Source organism: Massilia sp. P1_C10, assembly GCF_056406475.1.
Window position 1 is genome coordinate 126,975 of the sequence record NZ_JBFUAC010000008.1, and the last position, 17,211, is coordinate 144,185.

Sequence of the window (17,211 nt, forward strand, 5' to 3'; positions counted from 1 at the left end):
CTCAGGACAGCTTGAGGGTGGCCACGATGGGGGCGTGGTCCGACAGCTTCGCCCACAAAGTACCATGCAACACTTCGGCCGTGTCAACTTTGAAACCGCGCACGTAGATTCGGTCGAGGCGGAACCACGGCAGCGCGGCCGGGAAGGTGCGCGCCGGCGTGACCTTGCGCTTGGCGCCGACAAGGTTGCGCATCAAGCCGCCCAAGGTGGAGTCGGTGCCGAGTTCGTCGAATACCTCGACCACGCCGAGTTCGTCGCGCAGCTTGCCGCTCAGGGTATTGCGCCAGTCGTTGAAGTCGCCGGCGATGATCACCGGTTCGCCATTCGGCGCCGACTTGTTGACGCAGTCGATCAGCGCCTCGGTCTGTCGCCCGCGGCCAGACTCGAACAGGCCGAGGTGGACCACGTAGCAATGCACCGGGCCCTTGTCGGTCTTGAGCACGCAATGCAGGATGCCGCGCTGCTCGTAGGCGTGGTCGGAGACGTCGTGGTTGCGGGTGTCGCCGATCGGGAAGGAGCTCAGAAGCGCGTTGCCGTGGTGGCCGTGGTCGTAGACCGCGTTCATGCCGTAGGCCGAATGGTGCGAGTCGCCGGCAAAGAATTCGTGCTGCGCCGACTTCGGCCAGTGCCGGTGGCCGGTGCTCTCCTCGCCGAATTTGGTGGAAAACTTGTCGTGCTGGCCCTGCACTTCCTGGAGGAACACCACGTCGGCCTCGAACTGGGCGATCGCCTTTTTCAGGGCGAGTACCCGCGGCTTGCTGCCGATGGACGACACGCCCTTGTGGATGTTATAGGTGGCTACTCGAATCTTCATGGGAACATTCTAACCGGATCGGCCGATGTTCATTTGGCAAGCACGTCTATCGTGCGCGGGGTGTCGCTTGTCGTTCCCGCGCAGGGGGGAATCCATGCTGAAGACGCCCAGAGGGAAATCACGCTCACTATGGGTACCTGCCTGCGCAGGTACGACGGGTCAGGGGAAATGCCTCGGCAATTGCAGAATCGCTTCGGCGTTCGAAGACGAGAAACAGCGGTCGGCCGCCTCGATGTAGGGCAGCCAGATGTGGTTCAGGTGCTCGCGCGGGCTCAGGGTGACGGCGACGTCGCGCGGCACGCAGACGCTGAACACATGCTCGGTATTGTGGGTGACGCCGGGTGCGTAGCGATGGCGCCAGACCGGGTAGATTTCGTAGACGTTGGAGAGGTGCCAGTTTTGCAGCACGACGGCGGCGCCGTCGGCCACGATGCCGGTTTCCTCGAACAGTTCGCGGGTGGCGGTGGTGAGCAGCGGTTCGTGCGGAGTGTCGAGCGAGCCGGTGACCGACTGCCAGTATCCCGGCTTGTCGGCGCGCTCGATCAGCAGCACCTCCAGTTCAGGGGTGTGGATGACGACCAGGACTGATTCGGGGATTTTGTTCACGCCCTCACCTCAAGGCTGCCAGCCTAATGAGCGCTCGATCGAGGCTTGGCGCGATAACCCGCGCCGCAGCTGGGTTCCACGAATCCTGCACAAATCTAACCAATTCTGATGTGTACAACGGCCCTTCTGAAGCGGATTTCCCCGCGCCCGGCACCAGTGCATCCCGCACTGCTTTGCTGCGCGAGGTTCTAGCCAGATTAATCAAGGTCAACTTCGGATCAGGTTCATCTTCAGGATTATGAGGAATTTTTGAAATTGGAACATTCAAGAAGGCGGCCAAGCCTGCACGATCGGCCATAACCCAAGACTCTATTTCGTTGACGACCACGCGAAAAATATGATTTCGATCTCGGTTAGGCAACCATTCGCGCACCACGGACGGTGCACAAGCCATTCTGGTGTCCATGAAGTCTACTAGGGTGCATAGAGCATCCACACTGCACGCGCGATCGAACGCAGAGACGCGATCTCGGATGTACGTCCATCCCTTTTTCCCATACACCAATCCAGCTTCATGGCCGACCGCTTCGATAATCCTACGAGCGATCGCGTCGTCCACGTGACCTTCAACCAATACATTCACTCGCATCAGAACGCAAAAGCCAACTGAGAGATATTCTTCGGGGCCGACTTCGGCAGGATGACCTCAGCGACAGTTAGGCCTGCTTTGATCATCTCCTTTTCTGCAGCACTTGACTCGATCACCTGCGTTCCATCCTTACTAGGCTCGAGTCTAAGTATCTCTTCTGCGGCAATGCCCTTATCGCTAAGTAGATCCTCGGAGTGAGTACTGATCACGACTTGTCGTTTGATTTTCCGGGATCTATTGATTCTCTCGATTATTTCTGGCAATCGACGCACGACTTCAGAGTGTAAGGAGATTTCTGGTTCTTCCAGAAGAAGAGGGCCTGTGCCTTCAAAGAGACTCCACAATAGACCTAAGAGACGAAGCGTGCCGTCGGAGAGGTCACGTTCATACTGCTTTGCATCGATGGAACGCCAGTGTTCATATCCCACAATGAGGTGGGGAGAGCCGACCTCATCCATGTCGACTGTGATTTTTGTAAGTTGTGGCACCGCAACCTTCAAAGCCAGACCGATTTTTTTCAGTCTAGAATCGCGTGTTCGCGACTGTGTACGCCACAACCTCATCATAAAATCTCGTCCGAAGGGATCGTCCGAAACCGGCATAGATGTAAAGCCCTTTGGGTCGCGGACCACTTGTGGCAGCAAATTTTGATAGGACACGGTCCGAAAAAAATCCGAGAGCTGCCTGAATTTTTGATTTGCTACTACTTGTTCTAGCGATGTGTATCGGAGGCGCTCCGGATCTCGTTTGTCGTCTTCGTTCGGACGCTTTTCGATCTCAATTTGGTTTCTAGTAACAAACTCTTCTTTGATAATTGGACGGCTCAGATTATCTTGGTTAATGACTAGGCGATAGTTCCAGGTATCCGCCTCGTCGGTAATCTCGATATCGATATCGATGTTCGAATATTGGCGCGCACTAAGGCTTCGAAGTGACGAGATTCCACCACGATGACTCTGAACAGCTTTTTGAAGTCCCTCGCCGGCAATGTCTCGCAGAAAGCGAAAAACATCAAGGAAGTTTGACTTCCCGGATGCGTTAGGACCAATGAGATAGACCCGATAGTCAAGCGCTACATTGACCGTGTGGAAGTTCCGCCAATTTCGCAACTTTATGTGACTGATGTGCATCTCTTCCGCCTTATGCTACGCAAATTTTTCGCCCCGCGACGCTCGGAGCTAGAATCGATAGTTCATTCTAGTGATTGCCAAGAACGCAATTTAACACAACACAAGTTCCGACAAGAAATTTGGAACGATAGCGAATCATCTTCGCCATCGTCCCCAAGTGTAGTACCGGATGTTACGAGACCTTCGGCTCGGCGTTGCGCAGGCGGATGTGCAGCTCTTTCAGCTGCTTCTCGTCGACTTCCGACGGCGCGTTGGTCAACAGGCACTGCGCGCGCTGGGTCTTCGGGAACGCGATCACGTCGCGGATCGAATCGGAACCGGTCATCATCGTGACGATGCGGTCCAGGCCGAACGCCAGGCCACCGTGCGGCGGCGCGCCGTACTGCAGCGCGTCGAGCAGGAAGCCGAACTTGAGCTGCGCTTCTTCAGCGTCGATCTTCAGCGCGCGGAATACCTTGCTCTGGACTTCTTCGCGGTGGATACGGATCGAACCGCCGCCCAGCTCCCAGCCGTTCAGCACCATGTCGTAGGCCTTGGAGATGCAGGCGCCCGGATTGGTCTCGAGCATATCTTCGTGGCCGTCCTTCGGCGCGGTGAACGGATGGTGCGTGGCGTTCCAGCGGCCGGTCTCGTCGTCGTGCTCGAACATCGGGAAGTCGATCACCCACAATGGCTTCCACACGTCTTCGAACAGGCCGGCCTTCTTGCCGAACTCGGAATGGCCGATCTTCACGCGCAACGCGCCGATCGCGTCGTTGACGACTTTCGCCTTGTCGGCGCCGAAGAACACCAGGTCGCCGTCCTGCGCGCCGGTCTGCTCGATGATCTTCGCGAGCGCTTCGTCGTGCAGGTTCTTGACGATCGGCGACTGCAGGCCGTCACGGCCCTTGGCCTTCTCGTTGACCTTGATGTAGGCCAGGCCCTTGGCACCGTAGATGGCGACGAACTGGGTATAGGCGTCGATTTCGGACCGCGGCATGGCGCCGCCCTGCGGTACGCGCAGGCCGACCACGCGGCCGCCTTCCATGTTGGCGGCGCCGGAGAACACCTTGAAGTCGACGGTCTTCATCACGTCGGTCAGGTCGGTGAATTCCATCTTCACGCGCATGTCCGGCTTGTCCGAACCGTACAGGCCCATCGCGGTGTAGTAGTCCATCACCGGGAACGGGTTCGGCAGGTCGATGTCGAGGGTGTTCTTGAAGACGACGCGAATCATGTCTTCGAACAGGTCGCGGATCTCCTGCTCGGACAGGAACGAAGTCTCGCAGTCGATCTGGGTGAATTCAGGCTGGCGGTCGGCGCGCAGGTCTTCGTCGCGGAAGCACTTGGTGATCTGGTAGTAGCGGTCGAAGTTGGCGACCATCAGCAGCTGCTTGAACAGCTGCGGCGACTGCGGCAGCGCGAAGAATTTGCCGGCGTTGACGCGCGACGGCACCAGGTAGTCGCGCGCGCCTTCCGGGGTCGACTTGGTCAGCATCGGGGTCTCGACATCGATGAAGCCGAGCGCGTCGAGGTACTTGCGCACTTCCATCGTGACCTTGTAGCGCAGGCGCAGGTTGTTTTGCATCTGCGGGCGGCGCAGGTCGAGCACGCGGTGGGTCAGGCGGGTGGTCTCGGACAGGTTGTCGTCGTCCAGCTGGAACGGCACCGCCACCGACGCGTTGAGCACTTCGACTTGGGTGGCGGTGATTTCGATCTTGCCCGACTTGAGGTTGGCGTTGACCGTGCCTTCGAGGCGGTTGGTGACCACGCCAGTGATGCGCAGGCAGTACTCGTTGCGGACCGCTTCGGACGCCTTGAACACGGCGGCGTTGTCCGGATGGCAGACGATCTGCACCAGGCCTTCACGGTCGCGCAGGTCGATGAAAATCACACCGCCGTGGTCGCGGCGGCGATGCACCCAGCCGCACAGGCTGACGGTTTGGCCGAGCAGCTCTTCAGTGACGAGGCCGCAATAGTGAGTACGCATGGTGGACATATTTTTTCGATCCAGGTTGGTTAATTCAGTTCGGTTGCCGCCGGCGTCTTGACCGGCAGGGTCTCGGGGGCGACGACGCCCATCGAGACGATGTATTTGAGGGCCGCGTCGACACTCATGTCGAGTTCGATGACGGCGCTGCGCTCCATCATCAGAAAGAAGCCGGAAGTCGGGTTCGGCGTGGTCGGCACGTAGATGCTGACGTAGTCGCCGACCAGGTGGTTGCGCACGTCGCCGCCCGGCACGCCGGTCAGGAAGCCGATGGTCCACGAATTGGCGTGCGGGTAAGGAAGCAGCACCGCCTTGCGAAACGCGTTGCCGGACGAGGAGAACAGCGTGTCCGACACCTGCTTGACGCTGCCGTACAGCGAGCTGACCACCGGGATGCGCTTGAGCAGCCGCTCCCACAGCTTGACCACGTAATTGCCGACCAGGTTGTTGGTCAGCAAGCCGGTCAGGAACACGATGGCGATCGTCAGGATCGTGCCCAGGCCCGGGATGTCGAAGCCGAACAGCGTGCGCGGCTGCCAGCGCTCCGGCACGATCAGCAGCGACTGGTCCATCGTGCTGATGACAAGGTTCAGCACCCACGCCGTGATGGCGAGCGGAACCAGAATCAGCAATCCGGTAATGAAGTATTTACGCATCGATCTCTCGGGTCAGGGTCAAGGGAGCGGCCAGTGCCGGCTCCCGCAGTGGTTCAGGACTTGCTGTCGCCGGATGGCGCGGCCGGCGTGGCTGCCGCGGCTGGGGCGCTGTCGCTGGCGGCCGGCGCGGCGGGTGTGCCGGAGGTTGCCGGTCCGCTCGCGGTGCCGGTCGACGGCGCGGCGCCGCCTCCACGGAAATCGGTGGCGTACCAGCCGGTGCCCTTGAGCTGGAAACCGGCCGCGGTCAGCTGCTTCTTGAAGGCCGGCTTGTGGCACGACGGGCAAACGGTCAGCACGGGATCCGAAATCTTTTGCAATACATCCTTGGCAAACCCGCATTCATCGCAGCGGTAGGCGTAAATCGGCATCGAGAACTCCGCAAAAATCGTCAAAACCCTGAATTATAAAGCTTTTGTGGACGGGCTTGACCGCAATCGCTAAAAGCAGGAGGCGGTTCGGCGGCCGCAAACGCCGGGATCGGCCGGCAGGTGTTGTTTTTGGCTCTTCGCGATTGAAAAACTCTTTGCCGGGAATCAACATCAGTGATTAAATACCAACCGCTGACACATGTTGCCAGCGGCTGGACACGCAAGTGGCCGCCTCAAGAAACAGAAATCTGCGCTTTGCCGCATGACACAAAAGAAGATAGAGTTAAGGAGCCCGCGCATGCGGGCTTTTTTTCGTCCTTTGCTAGCGCACTACCTGCAGCTTGGTTTTCTTGCCGTTGCGGTAGGTGTACAGCGTCAGCGCCGCGTTGCGCAGGTCGCCGTTGGGGTCGAAGGCGATGGCGCCCGTCACGCCCTGGTGCCTGATCTTCGCCAGCACCGGCAGGTATTTGGCCGGATCGGCCGATTTCGCTTCCTGCATGGCGGTCGCAATCGCCATCACGGCGTCGTAGGCGTAGGGCGAATAGTTTTCCGGTTCGGCCTTGAAGCGCTGGACAAAGCGCCTGGCAAAGGCGTCGAGCACCGCCTCCTGTTCGCCGCTGACGCCGCCCGCCTTGGCGCAGGTGACCTTGTCCTCGCCGACCGCATCGCCGGCCAGCTGAGCCAGCGCACCGGAGCAGACACCGTCGCCGGCGACGAACTTCGCGTCGATGCCGAGCGCCTTCATCTGCTTGAGCATGGGTCCCGCCACCGAGTCCATGCCGCCGAAGAAAATCACGTCGGGCTGCTGACCGCGGATCTGGGTCAGGATCGCATTGAAGTCGGCCGCCTTGTCGGTGGTGAACTGGCGGCTGACGATCCGCGCGCTGCCCGCGGCCTTCACGCCCTTGACGAATTCGTCGGCGAGTCCCTGGCCGAAGGTGGTGCGGTCGTCGATGACGGCGATCCGCTTGGCCTTGAGCGTGCCGACCGAGTAGCGCGCAAGCGTGCCGCCTACCATGTTGTCGTTGGCGACCACGCGGAACGCCGACTTGAAGCCCTGGTGCGTGTACAGCGGCGTGGTGGCGGACGGCGTGATCTGCGGGATGCCCGCGTTGTGGTAAATCTTCGAGGCCGGCACGGTGGTGCCCGAATTCAGGTGGCCGACCACACCCGCCGCGCCGGCGTCGACCAGCTTCTGCGCCACGGCGGTGCCCTGCTTCGGATCGCCGCCGTCGTCTTCGGCCAGCAGCACCCATCTGATTTTCTTGCCGTCGATCGTGGCGCCCTTCGCGTTCAACTCCTCTACCGCGAGGCGCGAGCCGTTTTCGGTGTCCTTGCCAAGGTGGGAGCTGGGGCCCGACACCGGCATCGCGCTGCCGATCTTCACCTCTTGCTGGGCGTGGGCGGATTGGGCGGCGGCGAGGGCAAACGCAATCAGGAGAGTGGAACGACGCATGGCGATTTCCTTATTCGGGGGATTGCCTGAGTGTACGCGTCCTGGGCTGCACCGGCGTATAGTTTCATTAACGGCGGTCGAATCCACGGAGGCGCTGCATGAAGCCCATCATCGTCCTGGCATGCTTGCTGGCCGCGAGCTGCGCGCGCCATTCCGACGACTTCGTTCCCGGCTATGCGGAAGGCGAGTACGTGCGCATCGCTTCGCCCATCGCCGGTACGCTGGCCAAGGTGTATGTGAAGGCTGGCGACAAGGTGGCGGCCGACGCGCCGGCCTTCGTGCTGGAGCAAGAATCGGAGCGCGCCGAACGCGCCGAAGCGCAGTCGCGCGTGCAGCGCGCGCAGTCGCAGCTGGCCGACATCCGCAAGGGAAAGCGGCCCGACGAACTGGCCGCAGTGAAGGCCCAACTGGCGCAGGCGCAGGCCGACCGCGCGCTGTCGGTCGCCGCGCTGGCGCGCCAGCAGAAATTGATCGACGCGCACTTCATCGCGCCGGCCCAACTCGACGTGGCACGGTCGGCCGTGGCGCGCGACCAGGCGCGCGTGAACGAATTGCAGGCGCAGCTTCGGGTGGCGCAACTGGGCGCCCGCAGCGATGAGATCGACGCCGCCGCGCAGGACCAGAAGGCGGCCGAAGCGCAACTGGCGCAGGCCAGCTGGAAGGTCGACCAGAAGGTGCGGCGCATCCCGCAGGCGGGCGACGTGACCGAGGTGTTCTACCGCGAGGGCGAGCTGGTGCCCGCCGGGAGCCCGGTGGTGAGCGTGCTCCCGCCCGAGAACATCAAGGCGCGCTTCTTCGTGACCGAGCCGGTGGTCGGCTCGCTCGCCCTGGGCCAGCAGGTTTCGCTGCGCTGCGACGGCTGCGGCGAGCCGATTCCGGCGACGATCTCGTTCATCGCGCGCAGCGCCGAATTCACTTCGCCCGTCATCTACAGCAAGGAGAACCGTGCCAGCCTGGTTTTCCTGGTCGAGGCGCGGCCCGCTCCGCAGCAGGCGCGCCGGCTGCATCCCGGCCAGCCGCTGGAAGTGCGGATCGGAGCGCGCGCGCCATGAACGGCGAGATGATCATCGACGTGCGCGGGCTGACCAAGCGGTACGGCGACCGCACCGTGGTCGACCACATCGACATGCGCGTGGCGCGCGGCCGCATCTACGGCTTCCTCGGCCCGAACGGCAGCGGCAAGACCACCACCATCCGCATGCTGTGCGGCCTGCTCACCCCGGATGAAGGCGAAGGTACCTGCCTGGGCTTCAACGTGCGGACCGAGACGCAGAAGATCAAGCGCCAGGTCGGCTACATGACGCAGCGCTTCGGCCTGTACGACGACCTGAGCATCGAAGAGAACCTGTCGTTCATCGCGCGCGTGTACGAGATTCCCGGCCGCGCCGCCAAGGTGACGGCGACGCTCGATGAACTGGGCCTGGCCAGCCGGCGCACCCAGCTGGCGGGCGCGCTGTCGGGTGGCTGGAAGCAGCGGCTGGCATTGGCGGCGTGCCTGCTGCATGATCCGAAACTGCTGCTGCTCGACGAACCGACCGCCGGCGTCGACCCGAAGGCGCGGCGCGAATTCTGGGACCACCTGCACGCGCTGGCCGGCAAGGGCATGACGGTGCTGGTGTCGACCCACTACATGGACGAGGCGGAACGCTGCGACGAACTGGCGTTCATCTCCTACGGCAAGCTGCTCGCGCAGGGAACCGCCGCGGACCTGATCGCGCAGACCGGCGGGCCGACGCTGGAAGACGCCTTCGTCGCGCTGATCGCCGCATCGACGGACAATTTCTCATGAACTGGGCGCGCCTGCTGGCCATCCTGGTCAAGGAATTCCTGCAGCTGAAGCGGGACAGGCTGACGTTCGCGATGATGGTCGGCGTGCCGATCATGCAGCTGGTGCTGTTCGGGTACGCGATCAACACCGATCCGCGCGCGCTGCCCACCGCGGTACTGGCGGCGGACGACAGCGCGTTCTCGCGCAGCCTGGTGGCAGGGCTGGAGAACTCGGGCTACTTCCGCATCACGCAGCGGCCAAAGAGCAGCGCGCAGGCCAGCCGCCTGCTGGCAACCGGCGAGGTGCAATTCGTGCTGGAGATTCCTCCCGGCTTCGCGCGCCAGCTTGAACGGGGCGAGCGGCCGGCGATCCTGTTCGCCGCCGACGCGACCGATCCTGCCGCATCAGGCGCGGCGCTGGCGGCTCTGGGCAGCATCGGCCGGCAGGTGCTGGCGCACGATGCCCAGGGCGCGCTGGCAAGGCTGCAGCCGGGGGAGATGCCGTACGAGATCCGCGTGCAGCGCCGCTACAATCCGGAGGGCCTGGCGCGCTACAACATCGTGCCGGGGCTGATCGGCGTGATCCTGACCATGACGATGGTGATGATGACGGGGCTGGCGATGACACGCGAACGCGAGCGCGGCACGATGGAGAACCTGCTGGCCACGCCGGCGCGGCCGATCGAGGTCATGATCGGCAAGATCGCGCCGTACATCGGCATCGGGTATGTTCAGGTGACGGTGGTGCTGGTCGCGGCGCGCCTGCTGTTCGATGTGCCGATGATCGGCAGTTACCTGCTGCTGTCGGTGGCGCTGATCCTGTTCATGGCGGCGAACCTGGCGGTGGGGTTCACGTTTTCCACCATCGCCAAGAGCCAGTTGCAGGCGATGCAGCTGACGTTCTTTTTCTTCCTGCCGTCGATGCTGCTGTCGGGATTCATGTTTCCGTTTCGCGGCATGCCGCGGTGGGCGCAGATGATCGGAGAGGCGCTGCCGCTGACGCATTTCCTGCGCATCGTGCGCGGGATCATGTTGAAGGGGAATGGGTTCGCCGAAATCGCGCCGCATATGTGGCCGATCGGGCTGTTCATGCTGGTGGCTGGATCTGTCGCGATGCTGCGCTATCGCAGGACGCTCGACTGAGCGTCAACCCCGGTGTCAGGTCCGCCGGACCTGACACCATTTTTTTAACGGCGGCGCCAGACCATCCAGCGCTCTTTGCCGGCAAAGACGGGAATCGAATCCGTCACCGCGGCGTCTTCGATGCACTCGAAATTCGGCGAAAGCAGTTCGTCCAGGCGTTCGATGCCGATGCCGAACGGCGGACCCTTGGCGACCGAATCGAAAAAGAAGAACCCGGCCAGCAAGGCGCCCGGCGCCAGCAGCTCCGCCCAGCGCGCGGCGACCTGCGGCCACATCGCGCGCGGCAAGGCGCACAGGAAGGCACGCTCGTAGATCATCTCGAGCGGCTTCGATGGCGCGTACTTGAAGAAGTCGGCCTCCACCACCCTGCCCGCCCACTTGCCAAGGCCGGCCTTCGCCGTCGCCACCGCGGCCGGCGAGAAGTCGATAGCCGTCGCATCCCAGCCCTGCTCCGACAGGAACGCCAGTTCGTACGCGGCGCCGCAGCCCGGGATCAAGACAGTCTTCGCTCCAGAGCGGGCGGCGAAATCGCGCAGCGCTTCGGGCACGCCGCCGCGGTCCCACGGCGTGAAGCCGCGCTCGAAGCGCTCGTCCCAGAACGCGGGCGTGTTCGGATCGCGGCTGTCGAACTCCGGCATTTAGCCCGCCGCGTGGTAGCGCACGTACAGTTGGATCGCGGCCAGGCCGAGGCCCAGCGCGCCGACGAAATACGCGAAGAACGACAGCAGCCGGTTGGTGCGGCGCTGCTCGATCACCAGCAGTTTGAGCAGCTCGTTGTCGTTGTTGCCGGTCTGGACGTTTTCCAGCGCGCGGTGAACAAGGCGCGGCAGCTGCGGGAAGATGTGGGCGAAGCGCGGCGCCTCGGCTTTCAGGCGCTCGACGAAGCCGCGGATGCCGACCTGCTCGCCCATCCAGCGCTCCAGGTACGGCTTGGCGGTCTTCCACAGGTCGAGGTTCGGGTCGAGCTGGCGCCCCAGGCCTTCGATATTGAGCAGGGTCTTTTGCAGCAGCACCAGCTGCGGCTGCACTTCGACGTTGAAGCGGCGCGAGGTCTGGAACAGGCGCAGCAGGATCTGGCCGAACGAGATGTCCTTCAGCGGACGGTCGAAGATCGGCTCGCAGCAGGCGCGCACCGCCGCTTCGAGTTCGTCGACGCGGGTCTCGGGCGGCGCCCAGCCGGACTCGATGTGGGCCTCGGCCACGCGCTTGTAGTCGCGCTGGAAGAAGGCCAGGAAGTTCTGCGACAGGTAATCCTTGTCGAAGTCGTTGAGCGTGCCCATGATGCCGAAATCGAGGGCGATGTAGCGGCCGAAGGTCTCGGGCGCGATCGACACCAGGATGTTCCCGGGGTGCATATCGGCGTGGAAGAAGCCATCGCGGAACACCTGCGTGAAGAAGATCTCGACGCCGTCCGAGGACAGCTTGCGCAGGTCGACGCCCTCGGCGGCCAGGCGTTCGATCTGCGACACCGGGATGCCATGCATGCGCTCCATCACGATGACGTCGCTGGAGCAGTAGTCCCAGTACATCTCGGGCACCATCAGCAGCTTGGAGTCGGCGAAATTGCGGCGCAGCTGGCTTGCGTTGGCCGCCTCGCGCATCAGGTCCAGTTCATCGTGCAGGTATTTGTCGAACTCGCCGACCACTTCGCGCGGCTTCAGGCGCTTGCTCTCGGCCCACAGGCGCTCGATCCAGCCGGCGGCGACGTGCATCAGCGCGACGTCTTCGTCGATGGTCTTCTTCATGCCGGGACGCAGGACCTTGACCGCGACTTCGCGGCCGTTCTTGAGCACCGCGAAGTGGACCTGGGCGATCGAGGCGGAGGCGACCGGGTCGCGCTCGAAGCTGGCGAACAGCTGTTCGGGATGGGCGCCGAGCGACTTGGTGATCTGGGCGATGGCGAGGTCGGAATCGAACGGCGGCACGCGGTCCTGCAGGCGCGCCAGCTCGTCGGCGATGTCCGGCGGCATCAGGTCGCGCCGGGTCGACAGCACCTGGCCGAACTTGACGAAGATCGGGCCGAGTTCCTCGAGCGCGAGGCGCAGGCGCAGGCCGCGCGGAGCGGAAATGTCGCGCCAGAAAATGACGGTGTCGATCAGCTTGGCGGTACGCGGCACTTTCAGGCCGGAAATGGCGATCTCGTCGAGTCCATACTTGGTGGACACGCGCAGGATTTTCCACAGGCGCAGGAATTTCAATATCATCAGCTATCCATTTGGTTTTGCGTTACCAGGCCGGCGCTGCGCGGCGCCAGCTTCTGTTCCAGTCGCGCGAGGCGCTTGGCGGCCCGCTCGACGTCGTCGCGCAGGCGCGTCACGTCGTCGGACAGCTCTTCGAGCATGGCCGGGCGCACCAGCACCGGCTGCTCTTCCAGGAAAAACTCGGCCAGGTTCTCGGTCAGCTTGCGGTGGGTCGAGCGCGCCGCGTCGAACAGGCTGCGCGCGCCACCGGCGATGCGGGTCGCCGCGATCGGGCCGGCCAGGCGCTCGAGGTCGTGTTCGGCTTCCCAGCGCAGGCCCTTGCTCAGCTGCGAAATCGTGTTGGCGAATTCGGCGTCGCCCTCGATCCTCACGTACGAAAACGCGCGCTCGCGGTTGGCGGCGACCAGCGGCAGGTCGGACAGCTTCATGCGGATCGTCACGCTGGCCGCCTGGTCGTCGCCGGCCGCGGACACCATGCCGTCGCGCGTGACCTGCATGCGCAGCGCGACGCTGCCGGCGTCGATCAGCGCCACCTTGCCGGCGTGCAGGGCGAGCGTATCCCGGGCCCAGGCTTCCTGCGCCAGCAAGTGGTTGATCGCCGCGACGACGGGCGCGGCAAAAGTGTTTGGACTCGACATTGACATGATATTCACAGGTAAGCCGCAGTGTCATTCCTGCGCAGGCAGGAACGACAGATCAATCAGGGTGATACAGCGTTAAAAAACAAAACCGCCCGGGCTGAGTCGGGCGGTTTCGATCTTACCAGTTTGCCGCCCAGAATCCCGGCAGCACAGGAAGTTTTATCAGAAAAATAAGGTTACGACAGTTGCTGGATGCCTGCCAGCACCCAGCCGGAGCTGCCCGACACCGGCTTGGACATGTTCCACACTTCGGCGAACGGCTCGGCCAGGGCGGTCGGCGCCGGCTTGATCATGCCGGTGAACTTGACGCTGGCCAGGTATTCGCTGCCCACGGTTTCGATGCCCAGCAGCTCGCCGTCGATCGAGACGACGTCGGTGAAGTCCGGGCTGGCGCCGCGTTCCTGGATCTGCATCTTCAGTTCGGCGAACACTTCCGGCGTGGTGAACTCGCGCAGGTCGTTGACGTCGGCCTTGTCCCAGGCGGCCTGCATGCGGATGAAGGACAGCTTGGCGTGACGCAGGAAATCGGCCGTATCGAAGTCGGCAGGCACGCCCCATGGCGCGGCAGGCTGGACCGGTGCGTAGGTCGACGCGGCCGATTGCGGCTGGAACGCGGCCGGCTGGTTCAGGCCGGAGCCGATGTCAGGCGTGCCGCCTGCCGGTACCGGGTTGGAGAACTGGTTGAATGGCGAGGCAGCCGCCGGCGCATTGTTCTTGCGCGTGAACATGCGGTAGATGAACATCGCGGCAATCGCCAGCAGCGCAATCATCAGGATCGAGCTGATTGCGCTGGCCATGGCGCCGCCGAGGCCGAAGTGCGACAGCATCGCGCCCAGGCCGAGGCCGAGCAAGGCGCCGCCCAGCATGCCCTTCCAGCGCGACGCAGGCTTGGGCGCGATGGCCGGGGCTGCAGGTGCGGCGGCCGGAGCCGCCTGCTGCCGCTGCATCGGCGCCGGCGCTGCCTGCTGCTGGCGCGTGACCGACTGCGACTGACGGCCGATCGAACGTCCGCCGCCCAGTGGACGGGCGGTCGCTTCGGCGATCATCGCAAACGCGGTGATGGCGATCATCATGCTGGCTACGAATTTTTTCATGCTGTTCTTCCTAAAGTTTGATACCGGTGTGAAGGGCGGCCACACCTGCCGTCAAGTTGTAATAGTGGACGCTTTCGAGGCCGGCGTCCTGCATCATCGTTTTCAGCGTTTCCTGGTCCGGATGCATGCGGATCGACTCGGCCAGGTAACGATAGCTTTCGGCGTCGCCGGCAATTTTCTGTCCCAGCCACGGCAATACGGAGAACGAATACACATCGTACGGCTTTTGCAGCGGCGCCGCTACCTTCGAAAACTCCAGCACCAGCAGTTTTCCGCCCGGTTTCAGCACGCGGCGCATTTCTTTCAGCGCCTGATCCTTGTGGGTCATGTTGCGCAGGCCGAAAGCGACGCTGACACGGTCGAAGTAATTGTCAGGAAAGGGCAACTTCTCGGCGTCACACAGCAATGTGGGGGTGACGAGGCCTTTATTCAATAGGCGGTCGCGGCCGACGCGCAGCATCGACTCGTTGATGTCGGTCAGCCAGACCTCGCCGCTCGGGCCGGCCTGCCTGGCGAAGGCTTTGGCCAGGTCGCCGGTGCCGCCGGCGATGTCGAGCACCTTGAAGCCGGGGCGCACGCCGGCCTTGGCGATAGTGAAGATCTTCCAGGCGCGGTGCAGGCCGGCCGACATCAGGTCGTTCATGACGTCGTACTTCGAGGCGACCGAGTGGAAAACCTTGGCGACTTCGTGGACTTTTTCGTCCTCGGAGACAGTTTTATAGCCGAAATGGGTGGTATTGGTCATAGGGTGGCTGCCGGTTATGTTGGCTGCATTATACAAGCGGCCACTCTCGGAGGGCTCACGGGTGAGTCAGTTGCCACTCGGTAACATTTTGTTGCGAATCCGCATGCCATCGAAATTGAAATTCCGCTAAGCTGTCAAACCGATGTCGTATTGACAGCCGGCATTTCAACATCACTTCAAGGAGATCAGCATGAGCCGCCGTTTCAGGAACCTGTTCGTTAACATCATCATTTCGTCGCTGGTCTTCCTCGGCATCACCCAGTCGGCCCAGGCCGCGCTGATCAGCACCGAGCAGGTAGTGGCCGCAGGCGCCGCGCAGCAGGCGCGCGTCAAGGTGGCGGCGGCCCTGCAGCGCGCCGAGGTGCAGGCCGCGCTCGGCAAATACGGCATCACCTCCGAAGAAGCGCAAGCGCGCACCACCGCGCTGACCGACGCCGAAGCCGTCTCGGTCGCGCAGCAGATCGACGCGCTGCCGGCCGGCGGCGATGGTGTGGTCGGCGCGCTGATCTTCATCTTCGTGCTGCTGCTGGTCACCGACATCCTCGGCCTGACCAAGATCTTCCCGTTCACCCGCTCGGTACGTCATTAATCGCTTATCGATTGCGGCGATCCTGATCGCCGCGCTGCTCACAGGCTGCGCGGCGCCGCAAACCACGGCGCTGCGGGCCGCGCATGCGCAGGTCGCGCCGCGGGCGGAGCTGGCGGCGACGCCATTCTTCGCGCAGGAGCAGTACCAGTGTGGTCCCGCCGCGCTGGCGATGGCGCTCGGCGCGGCCGGCTTCGACGTGGAGCCGGACGCGCTGGTGTCGCAGGTCTACCTGCCGGCGCGCGAAGGCAGCCTGCAGGTGGAGATGCTGGCATCGGCGCGCCGCAACGGTGCCTTCGGCGTGACCATCGCGCCGCGCATGGATGCGCTGCTGACGGAAGTCGCGGCCGGCAATGTGGTGATCGTTCTGCAAAATCTCAGCCTTCCCATGATCCCGCGCTGGCATTATGCCGTGGTGATCGGCTACGACCTGGCGCGCGGCGACATCATCCTGCGCTCGGGCACCACGCAGCGGATGGTGATGTCGATGTCGACTTTCGAACATACCTGGGCGCGCAGCAAGTACTGGGGGATGGTGGCGCTGGCGCCGGGACGGATTCCGGTGACGACCGACGAATCCACCGTGCTCGATGCGCTGGTGGGTTTCGAGAAGAACGGCAAGGCGGGCGAGGTGCAGAAGACCTACGCGGCTGCTGTTCGACGCTGGCCGGGGAATCCGGCGCTGCTGATTGGGTTGGGGAATACGGCGTACAAGGCGGATGATCGCGCGGCTGCGGCCGATGCGTTCATGCGCGCGACCGAACGCGATCCGAAGAATACGGCGGCGCTGAATAACCTGGCGATGGTGCTGATGGAACTGGGTCGGCTGCCGGAAGCGCGCAAGGCGGCGGAGCAGGCAGTTGCGCTGGGCGGGCCATGGCGCGAACAGGCGCAGGCGACCCTGAAGACAATCGATCAGGCTGAAAAGCGCTGACCCGCTTGTCGTTCCTGCGGAGGCATCAACCTATGCTGAGTCAGCATAGACTCCTGCCTCCGCAGGAATGACGGTTTTCGAGGTTAGTGGTTGTGGCCGCAGCTTTTGGCTTTGGTTGGGGCGCCTGCAATCGCGGCGCCCGGCTCCCGGCCCGTATCGCCAGCAAATCCGGCGTCGTTCAGGCGCTGCATGTAATCCGCCCACAACGCGCCCTGCTCCGCTCCCAGCTTGTACAGGTATTCGAACGTGTACAGGCCGGTGTCGTGCCCGTCCGAGAACGTCGGCTTGACCGCGTAATTCCCCACCGGCTCGAGCGCCGTAACGCCCACTTCGCGTTTGCCCAGCTGGAGCACTTCCTGGCCCGCGCCATGTCCGCGCACCTCCGCGGACGGAGAGTACACGCGCAGATATTCGAACGGCAGCGTAAACGACGCGCCATCGTCGAAGGCGATATCGAGAACGCGGGACTTCTGGTGAACCGTCAGCGCGGTCGGGATCGGGGTAGTGGCCAT

Annotated in this window: 18 protein-coding genes and 1 pseudogene; 5 read left to right on the forward strand and 14 right to left on the reverse strand. The window is 63.2% G+C overall.

Going from position 1 to position 17,211, the window contains the following annotated elements:
• Position 1: 1 nt before the first annotated feature.
• The 8 genes from AC1D02_RS17500 to AC1D02_RS17535 all read right to left on the reverse strand — a co-directional run bounded on the left by AC1D02_RS17500 (position 2) and on the right by AC1D02_RS17535 (position 7,588).
• Complete coding sequence (locus AC1D02_RS17500) at positions 2-814, reverse strand: endonuclease/exonuclease/phosphatase family protein (RefSeq protein ID WP_477319174.1); 813 nt, start codon at positions 812-814, stop codon at positions 2-4.
• A 159-nt stretch (positions 815-973) separates the two neighbouring features.
• Complete coding sequence (gene nudB, locus AC1D02_RS17505) at positions 974-1,420, reverse strand: dihydroneopterin triphosphate diphosphatase (protein WP_477319176.1); 447 nt, start codon at positions 1,418-1,420, stop codon at positions 974-976.
• Positions 1,421-1,424: 4 nt separating this feature from the next.
• Positions 1,425-1,979 (reverse strand): hypothetical protein, encoded by a 555-nt coding sequence (locus AC1D02_RS17510; protein WP_477319178.1) that lies wholly within the window; start codon positions 1,977-1,979, stop codon positions 1,425-1,427.
• A gap of 29 nt (positions 1,980-2,008) precedes the next feature.
• A complete protein-coding gene (locus tag AC1D02_RS17515) occupies positions 2,009-3,139 on the reverse strand; it encodes an AAA family ATPase (RefSeq protein WP_477319180.1) in 1,131 nt (376 codons plus the stop codon).
• A gap of 172 nt (positions 3,140-3,311) precedes the next feature.
• Entirely contained in the window at positions 3,312-5,108 is a 1,797-nt protein-coding gene (gene aspS / locus AC1D02_RS17520) for an aspartate--tRNA ligase (protein ID WP_477319182.1), read from the reverse strand.
• Positions 5,109-5,137: 29 nt separating this feature from the next.
• On the reverse strand, positions 5,138-5,764 hold the full coding sequence (locus AC1D02_RS17525) for a DUF502 domain-containing protein (protein ID WP_477319184.1): 627 nt from the start codon (positions 5,762-5,764) through the stop codon (positions 5,138-5,140).
• A 53-nt stretch (positions 5,765-5,817) separates the two neighbouring features.
• Complete coding sequence (locus AC1D02_RS17530) at positions 5,818-6,132, reverse strand: FmdB family zinc ribbon protein (protein ID WP_477319186.1); 315 nt, start codon at positions 6,130-6,132, stop codon at positions 5,818-5,820.
• A gap of 322 nt (positions 6,133-6,454) precedes the next feature.
• Entirely contained in the window at positions 6,455-7,588 is a 1,134-nt protein-coding gene (locus tag AC1D02_RS17535) for a branched-chain amino acid ABC transporter substrate-binding protein (RefSeq protein WP_477319188.1), read from the reverse strand.
• Between the two features lie 98 nt (positions 7,589-7,686).
• Here AC1D02_RS17535 and AC1D02_RS17540 point away from each other — a divergent pair, with 98 nt between their 5' ends.
• The 3 genes and pseudogenes from AC1D02_RS17540 (at position 7,687) to AC1D02_RS17550 (ending at position 10,498) form a co-directional block, all read left to right on the forward strand.
• Positions 7,687-8,640, forward strand: a complete 954-nt coding sequence (locus AC1D02_RS17540) for an HlyD family secretion protein (protein ID WP_477319190.1) — start codon at positions 7,687-7,689, stop codon at positions 8,638-8,640.
• Positions 8,637-9,305, forward strand: a pseudogene (locus AC1D02_RS17545) (ABC transporter ATP-binding protein); the annotation flags it as partial. The gene AC1D02_RS17540 and the pseudogene AC1D02_RS17545, both read left to right, overlap by 4 nt.
• A 68-nt stretch (positions 9,306-9,373) precedes the next feature.
• Complete coding sequence (locus AC1D02_RS17550) at positions 9,374-10,498, forward strand: ABC transporter permease (RefSeq protein WP_477319192.1); 1,125 nt, start codon at positions 9,374-9,376, stop codon at positions 10,496-10,498.
• A 44-nt stretch (positions 10,499-10,542) separates the two neighbouring features.
• Here AC1D02_RS17550 and AC1D02_RS17555 read toward each other — a convergent pair whose 3' ends face one another.
• The 5 genes from AC1D02_RS17555 to ubiE form a co-directional block, all read right to left on the reverse strand.
• Positions 10,543-11,136, reverse strand: a complete 594-nt coding sequence (locus tag AC1D02_RS17555; protein WP_477319194.1) for a methyltransferase — start codon at positions 11,134-11,136, stop codon at positions 10,543-10,545.
• On the reverse strand, positions 11,137-12,702 hold the full coding sequence (gene ubiB, locus AC1D02_RS17560; RefSeq protein WP_477319196.1) for a ubiquinone biosynthesis regulatory protein kinase UbiB: 1,566 nt from the start codon (positions 12,700-12,702) through the stop codon (positions 11,137-11,139).
• Positions 12,702-13,337 (reverse strand): ubiquinone biosynthesis accessory factor UbiJ, encoded by a 636-nt coding sequence (locus AC1D02_RS17565; protein WP_477319198.1) that lies wholly within the window; start codon positions 13,335-13,337, stop codon positions 12,702-12,704. Before AC1D02_RS17565 ends, ubiB begins: the two co-directional genes overlap by 1 nt.
• 179 nt (positions 13,338-13,516) lie before the next feature.
• Positions 13,517-14,434, reverse strand: coding sequence for a Tim44 domain-containing protein (locus AC1D02_RS17570; RefSeq protein WP_477319200.1), 918 nt, complete (start codon positions 14,432-14,434; stop codon positions 13,517-13,519).
• Positions 14,435-14,444: 10 nt separating this feature from the next.
• A complete protein-coding gene (gene ubiE, locus AC1D02_RS17575) occupies positions 14,445-15,179 on the reverse strand; it encodes a bifunctional demethylmenaquinone methyltransferase/2-methoxy-6-polyprenyl-1,4-benzoquinol methylase UbiE (protein ID WP_477319202.1) in 735 nt (244 codons plus the stop codon).
• 190 nt (positions 15,180-15,369) lie between these two features.
• On the opposite strand from ubiE, the gene AC1D02_RS17580 reads away from it, so the two are divergent.
• Both AC1D02_RS17580 and AC1D02_RS17585 read left to right on the forward strand, forming a co-directional pair.
• On the forward strand, positions 15,370-15,768 hold the full coding sequence (locus AC1D02_RS17580; RefSeq protein WP_477319204.1) for a PA2779 family protein: 399 nt from the start codon (positions 15,370-15,372) through the stop codon (positions 15,766-15,768).
• 109 nt (positions 15,769-15,877) lie between these two features.
• A complete protein-coding gene (locus tag AC1D02_RS17585; RefSeq protein ID WP_477319381.1) occupies positions 15,878-16,699 on the forward strand; it encodes a PA2778 family cysteine peptidase in 822 nt (273 codons plus the stop codon).
• An 83-nt stretch (positions 16,700-16,782) separates the two neighbouring features.
• Here the strand turns inward: AC1D02_RS17585 and AC1D02_RS17590 are convergent, their stop codons facing one another.
• A complete protein-coding gene (locus AC1D02_RS17590; RefSeq protein WP_477319206.1) occupies positions 16,783-17,211 on the reverse strand; it encodes a gamma-butyrobetaine hydroxylase family protein in 429 nt (142 codons plus the stop codon).